The sequence below is a fragment of the Shewanella frigidimarina genome (genome assembly GCF_003797125.1).
GTDB classification, from domain to species: Bacteria; Pseudomonadota; Gammaproteobacteria; order Enterobacterales; family Shewanellaceae; genus Shewanella; species Shewanella frigidimarina.
On sequence record NZ_RKKE01000002.1, the window covers coordinates 428,875 to 440,823 of the forward strand.

General features: G+C 40.3%; 12 protein-coding genes. 2 read left to right on the forward strand and 10 right to left on the reverse strand.

What is annotated here, in order from left to right:
- Positions 1–60: 60 nt before the first annotated feature.
- The 4 genes from EGC86_RS06800 to EGC86_RS06815 form a co-directional block, all read right to left on the reverse strand.
- A complete protein-coding gene (locus tag EGC86_RS06800; RefSeq protein ID WP_123777053.1) occupies positions 61–1,644 on the reverse strand; it encodes a methyl-accepting chemotaxis protein in 1,584 nt (527 codons plus the stop codon).
- Positions 1,645–2,179: 535 nt separating this feature from the next.
- The gene (locus EGC86_RS06805; RefSeq protein ID WP_011636687.1) at positions 2,180–3,193 is read right to left on the reverse strand and encodes a succinylglutamate desuccinylase/aspartoacylase family protein; all 1,014 of its coding nucleotides are present in this window, start codon (positions 3,191–3,193) and stop codon (positions 2,180–2,182) included.
- Positions 3,193–4,098, reverse strand: a complete 906-nt coding sequence (gene rimK / locus EGC86_RS06810; RefSeq protein WP_011636686.1) for a 30S ribosomal protein S6--L-glutamate ligase — start codon at positions 4,096–4,098, stop codon at positions 3,193–3,195. The genes EGC86_RS06805 and rimK overlap by 1 nt, the downstream gene beginning before the upstream one ends.
- Before the next feature lie 3 nt (positions 4,099–4,101).
- The gene (locus EGC86_RS06815) at positions 4,102–4,533 is read right to left on the reverse strand and encodes an ATP-dependent zinc protease family protein (RefSeq protein ID WP_011636685.1); all 432 of its coding nucleotides are present in this window, start codon (positions 4,531–4,533) and stop codon (positions 4,102–4,104) included.
- A gap of 469 nt (positions 4,534–5,002) precedes the next feature.
- Here EGC86_RS06815 and EGC86_RS06820 point away from each other — a divergent pair, with 469 nt between their 5' ends.
- On the forward strand, positions 5,003–5,674 hold the full coding sequence (locus tag EGC86_RS06820; protein ID WP_011636684.1) for a DUF2461 domain-containing protein: 672 nt from the start codon (positions 5,003–5,005) through the stop codon (positions 5,672–5,674).
- 245 nt (positions 5,675–5,919) lie between these two features.
- Positions 5,920–7,296, forward strand: a complete 1,377-nt coding sequence (locus EGC86_RS06825) for an RsmB/NOP family class I SAM-dependent RNA methyltransferase (protein WP_123777054.1) — start codon at positions 5,920–5,922, stop codon at positions 7,294–7,296.
- 89 nt (positions 7,297–7,385) lie between these two features.
- On the opposite strand, the gene EGC86_RS06830 is transcribed toward EGC86_RS06825, so the two are convergent.
- The 6 genes from EGC86_RS06830 to EGC86_RS06855 all read right to left on the reverse strand — a co-directional run bounded on the left by EGC86_RS06830 (position 7,386) and on the right by EGC86_RS06855 (position 11,933).
- Positions 7,386–7,784: a DUF2802 domain-containing protein gene (locus tag EGC86_RS06830; RefSeq protein WP_011636682.1), complete on the reverse strand. Its 399-nt coding sequence runs from the start codon at positions 7,782–7,784 to the stop codon at positions 7,386–7,388.
- A 92-nt stretch (positions 7,785–7,876) separates the two neighbouring features.
- A complete protein-coding gene (locus tag EGC86_RS06835) occupies positions 7,877–8,371 on the reverse strand; it encodes a chemotaxis protein CheW (protein WP_011636681.1) in 495 nt (164 codons plus the stop codon).
- 2 nt (positions 8,372–8,373) lie between these two features.
- Positions 8,374–9,456: a chemotaxis protein CheW gene (locus tag EGC86_RS06840; RefSeq protein ID WP_123777055.1), complete on the reverse strand. Its 1,083-nt coding sequence runs from the start codon at positions 9,454–9,456 to the stop codon at positions 8,374–8,376.
- Complete coding sequence (locus tag EGC86_RS06845) at positions 9,440–10,234, reverse strand: ParA family protein (RefSeq protein WP_011636679.1); 795 nt, start codon at positions 10,232–10,234, stop codon at positions 9,440–9,442. Before EGC86_RS06845 ends, EGC86_RS06840 begins: the two co-directional genes overlap by 17 nt.
- 45 nt (positions 10,235–10,279) lie before the next feature.
- Positions 10,280–10,744, reverse strand: coding sequence for a membrane anchored protein in chemotaxis locus (locus tag EGC86_RS06850; protein WP_102036434.1), 465 nt, complete (start codon positions 10,742–10,744; stop codon positions 10,280–10,282).
- Positions 10,737–11,933 (reverse strand): protein-glutamate methylesterase/protein-glutamine glutaminase, encoded by a 1,197-nt coding sequence (locus EGC86_RS06855; RefSeq protein WP_123777056.1) that lies wholly within the window; start codon positions 11,931–11,933, stop codon positions 10,737–10,739. The genes EGC86_RS06850 and EGC86_RS06855 overlap by 8 nt, the downstream gene beginning before the upstream one ends.
- Positions 11,934–11,949: the final 16 nt, after the last annotated feature.

Below are 11,949 nucleotides of genomic sequence, written 5' to 3' on the forward strand. Positions count from 1 at the left end.
CCAGTAATCGCAAGATGTCTGGCCTATTTTGACTCTGTAAAAGATGCTGTGGCGTATCGTCTATTTCTTACCTAATGTCCCTACAGCAAAACGCCTAATAATAGATCGAACCATCAACACTGACTGGCCCAATTCACTACTGTTATGTAACGATTTTTCTGATGAAGCTTTAGTAATTTCTGCAGAATCTGCAATATCAATAATTTGCTGATTAATATGCTCAGCGACTGCACTCTGCTGCTCTACCGCCGCAGACATATCTAAGGTAAGTTGGGTAATTTGTTCAACGGATTGGTTAATCGACGCTAATGCGTTACGCGTTTTATCAACAATCTCAACACCTTTACTGGCTGCTTGTTCCCCCCTAACCGACACTTGAACGGCATTACTGGCTCGCTTCGTTAGTACGCTCACTATGCTGTGAATTCTATCGGTCGATTCTCGAGTTTTCAGTGCTAGGGAACGTACTTCATCTGCAACAACGCTGAATCCACGACCTTGTTCCCCCGCCCTTGCGGCTTCAATCGCGGCATTTAAGGCCAACAAATTGGTTTGGTCGGCAATACTCGAAATAAGACTGGCCGCTTGGCCGATCTCATTTGTAGAGTCAGATAACTCGCGTACTGTTTTAGCGATATCCGCGACAGACAGATTTAATTCATCAATAGACTGTTTAGCTTGATTAGCCAGTTGAGCTCCGTCGGTAACATTGTCTAATGCTTCTTTTGCGCTGTAAGCATTACGCTCGACATTAGCGGACACTTCTTGAATAGCTGTAGACATCTGGGTAATTGCCGAAGCAATCTGTTGTGTTGATACACTTTGTAAACTTACCGCTTTAGCCGTTGATTCAGCCTCAAGTTGAGTGTGCTCGACAATTCCATCTAATGATTTTGCAGCATCTTCAATACGCGTCATCGCTGTACGACAACGAGCAACTTCGCAACCCAGAGCCAATTTTGCCTGCGCTTTAGCGCCAAAATCAGCAAAATAGGTTTCTGCCACAATGAGATCTGTAAACGAATTAGGATTAAGTTTGACGACTTCATACCAATCTTGTTGCTGTTTATAGCCCAACCAAGCCGTTGATAATACAAGGGTGAATAAACCCATTGCACCAGGGACAACCCCCCAGAACTCAGTTAATACAATGGACAAAATAAACATTGGTAACCATGCGGGTAATAATTTAATTACTTGATGTTTTATTTTTGCATGAAGTGGTCTTGGTGACTTATTAGCTTTTATTCTGGCATAAGCCGCTTCAGCACGGGCAATTTCACTTGGTAATGCAGTAACCCTAACAGACTCGTAACCTGCTATTTTATTATTTTCGAATACTGGAGTAACAAATGCGCTAACCCAATAATAATCACCATTTTTACGACGATTCTTAACCAGTCCCATCCACACTTTACCGCTTGAGATACATGCCCACATATCTTTAAATACTTCACTTGGCATGTCTGGATGACGCACAAGATTATGTGGTTTACCGATTAGCTCACTTTTATCAAAACCGCTGACCTCAACAAAAGCATCATTACAATAGGTAATATGGCCGCGCAGATCGGTTCCTGAAATTAAACGAAGAGCATCATCGAAGTTGTACTGATTGAGGGTAACGGGTTGATTATTGCGCATAGGCACTGACATCCTTGTTTTGTATCGTGTATAAGAAAACCCATTAATGCTATCTGTACACCAATAATGCGTAGACAACGGTTCCATTTAATGAGGTGGTGGATTTATGTCATCACTGTCGTTAGTGAGCCATAACCCTATTTTTTATAGGTTATTATAGTTTGGTATGTATTTGAAAATTGTCAATTATATAATTTAATAGACACAACAGATGTTCCGGACAAAGCATGATGTAGTAGAGTTGAACAAAAGTCGTTTTTTTTATCGCAAAAGAAAATTTAAAATAAAAAATCTTTAAAAATAGAACATTACGAACTTTAATTAGCTTATTTCAAAGTTGAAGTTAAATTGGTTAGTCACAAAGCAGAATAGGTTATTAATCATGTATTGTGGTAATAAAATTAACATGTAAGGCAAAGTATGCCCTACATGTTAATCAGACGCTCGAATAACCCAAGTGATATGTCCAATCCGTTAACCATACCTACTTGAGTGACAACTGAGCCAATAACTAAAAACGCCAATACAAAAGAAATTAAGCGTATTCTTGCATAAAATCGTCAAGGTTATCGTTGATGATTTCTATCTCGTCACCGCTAAATTGCGCGATATGAAACAAGGCTTCGCCTTCATTGGTAACAGGAATATTACTGTTACCAATAATAATTCCGTCAGTAGGTGCGAGCAAAGGCGATGGTTCACCACCCAAAGGGTTAACGATGTTGGCTAACACCTGCCCTTTAGAGACGCGCTCACCCAATTTAAGCTTAATATTAACTAATCCATCAGACTCACTGCGGACCCAATAACTGCGGCTGGCATTAACACTGGTACTTTTAGTTTTAATTTTGCCTTTAGTCATACTTAAACAGCGCATCACATTGATAACGCCGTTAACGCCAGATTTAATCGACATATCACTAAAGCGCAGTGCTTCACCTGCCTCATATAAAATACAAGGAATATTCAGGCTGTTAGCATAACCGCGCATTGAACCTTCACGCGCTTTTGATGACATAATCACCGGTGCACCAAAAGCATTTGCCATGTCGAGCATCACTTCATCGTCGGTATCACAACGGATCTGCGGTAAATTATCACGATGGATAGCACCGGTATGCAAATCGACAATATGCGTTGCTCGTTTAACTAAAATACTACTAAACAAATGGGCCAAACGACTCGCTAGCGCACCTTTAGCAGAGCCCGGAAAACAGCGATTTAGATCGCGTCGATCCGGTAAATAACGAGATTGTTGAATAAAACCAAACACGTTAACGATAGGAACAATTAACAAGGTTCCCGTTAAGGTTTTAGCATTAACACGACCGAGCAAACGTCGACATATTTCAATGCCATTTAACTCATCACCATGGATTGCTGCGCAAACCAATAAAACAGGTCCCGCTTTAGTGCCGTGAAACACTTCAACGTGCAAATCCATCGGTGTATCGTTATACAGTTTTGCTGCGGGCAATTTGACACTTTGTTGAGTACCTGCTGCTACGCTAACATCACCGATAACAAACGGTTCATGCTTTTTTGCCATTAACCAACACCTTTCGTTTTTGAACTTGTGGATTTAACGTTTTTCTCAATAAACTGAATAATTTTTTCAGCAACATCAATACCGGTAGCTTTTTCGATGCCTTCAAGACCTGGAGATGAGTTAACTTCCATCACTAATGGGCCGTGTTTTGAACGTAAAATATCTACACCAGCGACATTAAGACCCATTGTTTTGGCAGCACGCAACGCGGTCGAACGTTCTTCAGGCGTTAACTTAACAATGCTAGCAGAACCCCCACGGTGTAAATTAGAACGGAACTCACCGGGTAATGCTTGGCGTTTCATTGCTGCAATCACTTTATCACCAATAACGAAGCAGCGAATATCTGCACCACCAGCTTCAGCGATATATTCTTGCACCATGATGTTAGCTTTTAGGCCCATAAATGCTTCAATAACAGATTCAGCCGCTTTACGAGTTTCAGCTAAGACAACACCAATACCTTGAGTACCTTCAAGTAACTTAATAACACAAGGGGCACCACCAACCATGTCCAATAAATCAGGAATATCAGCAGGCTTACTAGCAAAACCAGTCACGGGTAAACCAATATTCTTACGAGACAAGAGTTGCAATGAACGTAATTTATCCCGTGAGCGAGTAATAGCAACAGACTCGTTTAACGGGTGAGTGCCCATCATCTCAAACTGGCGCAATACCGCGGTACCATAAAAAGTGACAGATGCACCAATACGTGGAATAACCGCATCAAATTTTGGTAGTTCTTCACCACGAACATGAATGCTAGGGGCATTCATATTGATGTTCATATAACACTTTAATGGGTCGACAATTTTTATGACATGACCGCGAGCTTCAGCAGCTTCTTTTAACCGACTTGTCGAGTATAAATTCTTATTTCTCGACATTATTGCAATATGCATTTGTTATTCTCCTGCTAGAAATGATTCTGCTGAATTAACCAAAAAACGCCCTTCTAATGCGCGGCGTCCCAATAACATTCTAAATTTCATGTGATCTCTATTGGTTAACGTCAGTTCGATGTCAAAAAGTTGGTCACCGATTAAGATCGGCGTTTTTATCACGTAGCGTTTCGTTACATGACCACCAGAGTCACTAACATCTCGGCGATCAAAGACATGGAATTCACAGACGACTTCACGATCTGAACCTTGGTCAGGGTGAAGCCAGACTCGAACCCATTTTTGGTTTTCTTTTTGAAACGGTTTTATTTTGAACGCATGTAAACAAGATGTTTTTGCGCCAGTATCCACTTTGATTTTGACTCTTTCGTTGCCAATATCAGGAAAAGTGCCCCATTCACGCCAACCCACAATACCGAGGGAATGTTCAGTCATGGTCAATCCTTTCTTGTAGAGGAATTATTCATTCCAAAGTGTTATCTTTCTAAAAATTCAATATTTGAGCAGACACCACAATTAAGTTTTTTCATTGCACTGCTCAACGTATATTTTTTGTTAACCAAACGTTAACCGACAAAGTTTTTGTCAAAAATGTAGCTTTCAAAACAATTTTAACACCAACACTTTATTTATATCAAACTAACATTGACAACATATCTAAAATAAATTTCTATGTCAGTAAGTTACGATAACAATACGACCATATCTAAAGCGCCAAAAACCAACATCCACCTTGACTTACAATACAAAAATCACGTAATTAAAATTAAAACGTTCAAATAACGTGCATAATATTAATGGCTTAAAACAACTCTAGCTATTTCACTCAGAGTAGACATTGTTTAACATGATAGCCAAATTATAACATTAATATCTGCATCGCTATTGTAAAAAAGGTATCGTCATGTTCAGTCAACATAGTTTCGATTTTTTAAACAGTCTAGCAGTTAACAACGATAGAGAATGGTTTAAAACCAACCAACAGCAATACGAAGATCAAGTGAGAACACCAGCATTACAGTTTATAGAAGCCATGCAAGGGCCTATTTTAGGTTTGTCTCCACGCTTCACTGCAGTGGCTAAAAAAGTTGGTGGTAGCTTAATGCGCCCACAACGCGACAGTCGCTTTAGTAAAGATAAAACACCCTATAAGACTAATGTCGGCATTCAGTTTAAACACTTTCAAGCCAAAGATGTCCATGCTCCGGGATTTTATGTTCACATCGCTAATGATGAATGCTTCATTGCCGCGGGTATTTGGCACCCAGAATCAAAAGATCTCAATGCCATTCGTCATTGTATTGATGAAAACCCTAATGCTTATCAAAAAGCATTAACTCAACTGTCGCAAGCAGGATTTGAATTAACGGGAGATAGTTTAATTAGACCTCCACGAGGATTTGATAAACATCACCCAATGATTGACGAGCTCAGGCGCAAAGACTTTATTGCCATCAAACCAATTAGTTCAGAACAAGTATGCCAGGCTGATTTTATTGAATTTTGTACACAAGAATATCAACATACGCGCGCCTTGATGGCTTACTTATGTTTTGCATTAGATTTAGACTTTTAAGTGCGAGTGAATCATAACATCATCATAGAAGCGTCGTTTCGACGACGCGAATAAGCGTATTTAGCACAGAACGCTGGTGATAGCCTTTTAGAAGTATTTAATATTACAAGATTATCACTAAGATATGATGTCATTTTCGCCAACATAGTTTTAGCTCATCATTTAGATAAGCCGTGTTAAACTAGCAAAAAATAGTCCCCTGTACAGCATCAGTTATGTGCTGTGCGGCAATATCAGGTTAATTCATGAGTCATAATATTCCCGCCATGTCTAACGCATCCACATCAGACGAGACACATACGCAAGAAATAGCTGCGACGACACCAGCACAAAAGCGAGCCCTAAGTTACTCAACCACTATTGAGACTCTGTTTAATCAGGTTATGAGTACCAACATGCCTGCCGATCGAATCATTGGCCAATATTTTCGTGAAAATAAAAAACATGGGTCAAAAGATAGGCGAGTGATCCGCGAAAGTTTGTTTGGTCTATTTCGCTGGAGGGGCTGGTTAAACCAATTAAATTCAAGCCAAAAACACACTACATGGTTTCAACAGCTAAGCACATGCGCTATGTTGGAACAACATGAATGGAATGACGTTGCTACTGCCTGGAATGACTTCGCGAGTTGGCCTCAAACCCGCCCGGACCAAGTTGAACTGATAAATAATGCTTCATTAAATGACAAATTAACCGCCTTTATGACGGTAAGTGGCATTGATACCTGTCAACTAACCCAGTTGTTGCCACAATGGTTTTGGCAACTGTGTCCTATAGATGGTGTTGATCAATATGCAGTTGTTAATGCTATGAGCAGTCGACCTCCGATCTGGGCTCGTGCACAAACATTATCAACTGAAAAAGTGATCAAATCTCTTGGCCAAGCTGGTATTGAAGCAAAAGCGAATAGTTACTTTTCAGATGCCATAAATTTAGGTTATAAGAGTATTAACTTAAATGAAGTTAATGTTTATAAACAAGGTCATCTTGAAATCCAAGATTTAGCTTCACAAGTTATTGGACAAATTTGTCAGCCAAATAACCATGAAAAATGGTGGGATGCTTGTAGTGGTGCTGGCGGCAAAACACTGCAATTATATTCATTAATGTTACAGCAAGGCTCTGCCTTAACGGGCAGTATTATTGCATCAGATATTCGAACTAAACCGTTAGAAGAGCTACGCAAGCGTGCCAAACGTGCAGGTTTTGATAATATTAGTGTTGCACCTTGGAAAGGCGACGTATTGCCTGTAGACGCGAATGCTTTTGACGGAGTATTAGTCGATGCTCCTTGTAGCTGCACAGGTACTTGGCGTAGAAACCCTGATATGCGATGGCTTGATGATGCCAGTGCAGTAACAGATAAACCGATGCTACAATTAGCCATTTTAAGACGTAGCGCAGTGGCGGTAAAATCAGGCGGTAAATTGGTTTATGCAACGTGCTCTTTATCACCTAGTGAAAATGAACAAATTGTAAAAGACTTTTTATCTGAAACAGCCGAGTTTGAACTTGAACCGGTCACGCATCCTTTTACAGGGCAACTATGTGATATGCTGACAATTTGGCCTCAGCAAGCTAACAGTGATGGCATGTTTGTCGCAAAAATGCGCCGCAAGTAGTACGCCTAGCCGAAAGAGAATTAAAATTTCCCACTAAAAAGCCATCATATCGATGGCTTTTTTATTATGGTGAAACAACGACTAACTGTCTATCTTCGATGAAGGCGTAATATTAATTCAGCTTCTGCTTTAGGTAACTCACACTCTTGCATTAGCTCTTCAATACCGGCCCCCAAACCCACCATTTTTACGGCTCTAGAATATAACTTGGCTTGTGGGTCTTGCTGGCTAGCTTCTTCTAGCATATCAAACTGCTTGGAGAGTTTTTTCTCTAATTCGACAACGCGCCTTCCTACACCAATAGTACCACTACGCAATTCGTGTAATTCACGTTTAACAGCTTCTCGCTGACGATCGCTTTCTTTTACTAGCACTGTCAGAGCATTAACTTTAGTCTTTAATTTGCTCGACTGTTTTTGTAAGTAAAGTACCAAACCAAGGCATGCAATAACGTACACTAAAGCTGCAATTAGAAATTCATCACCCATTAACATACCTTTGTTGCTTCAACAAAAAACAAAACTAAAGCCAAAACAAAAAGCCAACAGTTATTCGGTTGGCTTTTTTCATCAGATTACGATTAAATTTGTGTTAATTCTACCCACTCATCATCAGACAATAATTTGTCCAAATCGACTAGAATCAATAATTCATTATCGCGGTTACTCACACCTTGAATATATTTAGCACTTTCTTCAGTGCCCACATTTGGTGCGTTATCAATTTCTGAGCGACGTAAATAAACCACTTCAGCTACGCTATCAACCAAAATACCAATAACTTGTTTTTCAGCCTCAATGATAACCACTCGAGTAGAATCATCTAGTTCGGCTGATGGCAAACCAAAACGTGAACGCGTATCGATAACCGTTACCACGTTTCCGCGTAAGTTAATAATACCTAAAACGTAATCTGGTGCACCTGGTACAGGAGCAATTTCGGTGTAACGTAATATTTCTTGAACTTGCATTACGTTAATACCGTAGGTTTCATTATCTAGCTTAAATATAACCCATTGTAATACCAAATCGTCTTTAGCTGCAGTAGCCGCTGCTACACTTCTAGAATTGCTCATAGTTAACCTCGGTCAATCGAATCCTGACAACCTAAACCTGCATCAAGCATTTTGATTAATGCTTGAACATGTAAAATGCCACACATTTGTTGTTTTACTACCCCAGCAAGCCAAGGACGCTTACCCGGTTTTTCACGCCAATTGACGTGTGATTTATCTATTTTAACGGCGTTAACTAACGATTCGCACGTTAATCCCCACTGACTATCTTCAAGCATAACAAGATATTGATAATTTACTGTTTGTGCTAATTCTGGAGAATATTTTTCAGGCATCACCCAAGCACACGTATCAACCACATTTATTTTAGTATCTCGATGGGTTTGCACCCCTTTAAACCAAGAGGGCCTACCTATAAGATGGCTTATCTTCTCAATTTTAATAATCCCACCCAAACTGACCAATGGCACCGCGAGTGTTAACCCTGCTACATTGAAGAATAACACCTGAAATTCATCATCAAGTAATTCTTGTAAATCATGGGTAATACTAGGCGGTTGATACCCAACCTGAGTCTGTGGCGCATCGTGCTCTTGCGACGCCGAGTTCTCTACCAACTGATCATGCTTAATGATAGCGTCTTTTATATCAGCATGTGAACTTTCGTTATTGTTTATATCGACTAACGGCTTGATTTCTTTATCCGTTAATTCTGTTTGTTGTATTTTTGTATGAGTAATGTCCGTTTCAGGCTCAATATGAGTGATAGCCTGACGAACTCGTTCTGCACTGGCTTTAATCTGTTGTGATAAATCGGTTTCAGCCTTGGGTTTAGACACTGCAGATAATAATTTTTCAAGTGCCAGCTTATCTACACTGGTTGTTGGCTCTGCATATTGCCTAGCAATAACAGGAACAACCTTAGATGATGTTAGTTGCGAATAATGTGCCGACAGCGTCATTTCGACCGATGTACAAGTCGATTTTTCCTCGCTAATGCTTGACGTTTTATTGCCGCTGTCTTTAACGGTATTAGCAGAAATACTTGGTTTTACCTCAAGGCTTTGTTCAGTAATCGGCTTAGGCGATTCCTGTAATAAAAGACTGAAATAATCAAAAACAGTTTCATCAACCGATTTTGACATGGGTAAACTCCTGAGAAAATAAAAAATCCAGCAGGCGATTATATGCTTTTACACCTCGGCTACTGGCTGAATAATGTGATGCGGGTAAATGAGCCAAACTTGCATCTCTAAATTTTGTATCTACAGGTATTACATCATTAGGCCACAGTGTTGGACCATATTTATCCTGCAAAAATTGTAATGCGATTGGGGACGCTTTAGTGCGCTTGTCATACATTGTAGGTAATACAGTATAGCTATAACGAGTTTTCTTAGAACGCCCCATTATTTCCATCGTTTTCACCATACGTTCGAGTCCTTTTATAGCCAAAAACTCAGTCTGGACTGGAATAATAATGTGATGACTTGCTGCTAATGCATTAACCATTAACACCCCTAATACTGGTGGACAATCGATAATAGCAACATCATATTTATCTTCAAGCAATGCCAATAAGTTGCGCAACACCAAACCCATTCCTTCTTGATGACCTAATGACCTATCAAGTGTCGCTAACGCCATGTTCGCAGGAATGATATCAAGCCCTTCGATTTGAGTTGGGAGCACATTCTGTAGAATAAACTCTTGGGTCAGCGTCTGATGATTCAAAAAGACATCATAAAGTGAACAAGGCACTTCATCGGAATCAATACCTAAATAATAGCCCAATGAAGCGTGAGGATCGGTATCGATCATCAGCACTCGTTGACCACGTTTAACCAACGCTCCGGCTAAACTGGCTACTGTGGTGGTTTTACCTACTCCACCTTTTTGGTTAGCTACCGTCCATACTTTCAAAAAAGCCTCTCAACTCATTATAATGGTACTATTATGGAATATTGACTACTGCTTGTGTTTTTTATCATCACGGGTTGTTACACGGATCCCACCATTAGGTAAACGGATCACTTTAACCCCCTGAGCATCTTCTGATACTATGACTTCTTGATCAATTTGTTCAGCAGCAACATCTGCATCGTGCTCAACCTTATCAATATCAGTAAGCGGTGCGTCATCTAAAGTACCCGGACCAAACAGCACACTTTGGGGTTGTTTATTTCCTGCAGACGCTATAATTGCTTGAGTTTGTTCAGGATGCTGAGTTAACCAATTAGCAATATTAGCGGCTTGATCATCGGGTACCATTAATAACACTTGAGATGCCGTTAACCGCGCGACATCTTGCTCTAATAACGTCACTTTTTGATGAGCATCAATATACAAACCCGCTAATACTACGATGGCAATAAAGGATAAAAAAAATCCCAGCATTTGCTTGGTCTGTAATGAGTACTCTGGCTTAGCCACGACTAGACTCTTTTAAAATAGCTTCAGCCATATTGTCCAACGAAATAGAGTGAGTCGAGATACCGGTTGATGCCACAGCTTGAGGCATACCATATACCACACAGCTTGCTTCATCCTGTGCCCAAATAGTGGCACCAACAGACTTCAACATTCTGGCACCTTCTCTACCGTCAGCCCCCATTCCGGTTAATACAACCGCTAAAACATCACCGCCAAAAGCTTTGGATGCTGATGCAAAAGTAATATCAACACACGGTTTATAGTTCATTTCTTGAGTTCCAGAAATGACTTTAAGTCTTCCAGAAATACCGCTTCGCTCAATCATGAGCTGCATGCCTCCAGGCGCTAAATAAGCACAACCAGGGCGCATAACATCACCATTTTCGGCTTCTTTTACCTCAATTTTACACAAGGTATTTAAACGAGCTGCAAAAGCTGGAGTAAACGCCGCAGGCATATGCTGTATCAACACAATAGGATGAGGATAATTTGCTGGAAATGCGGTTAATACTTTCTGTAATGCTACTGGTCCACCGGTTGAAGTTCCAATGAGTAACAATTTATATTGCTTACCACTGGCCCGAATAGATGATATTGAAGACGTTGTCGGATTAGCGCTATGACGATCTGCCGAGATTGTGGATAAACTGGAACGAGTCGCTACTGGCGTTGTTGTGGAAGCCAAACGACTACTTAACGGGCGACGAGGCGTATTTGTCTCTGGAGCAGCAATCGTTGAACGACGAGATTCTATTGTTGAAGTAGGTGTTAACGAACTTGACCGATACATCCTACGTCGACCTAACGCTTTAATTCGTTGCTGTAACAAAAGAATCGCATCGTCTTTATTCGTTGCTATATCTTCAAAACGTTTTGGCAAAAAATCTAATGCGCCGGCTTCTAACGCATCAAGTGTCGCTTTAGCACCATCATGAGTTAATGATGAAAACATCAAAATAGGTGTAGGATTATTAGCCATAATTTCACGGACAGCAGTTATACCGTCCATCACAGGCATTTCAATATCCATCGTAATGACTTGAGGCTTTAATTTTGCAGCCATTTCAACAGCTTCTTTGCCGTTAACGGCAACTGCGACGACTTCGAGATCAGGATCTTGATTGACAATCTCACTGACTCGACGTCGAAAAAAGCTAGAATCATCTACAACTAGTACTTTTATGGCCATTTAATTCCTTAAATAA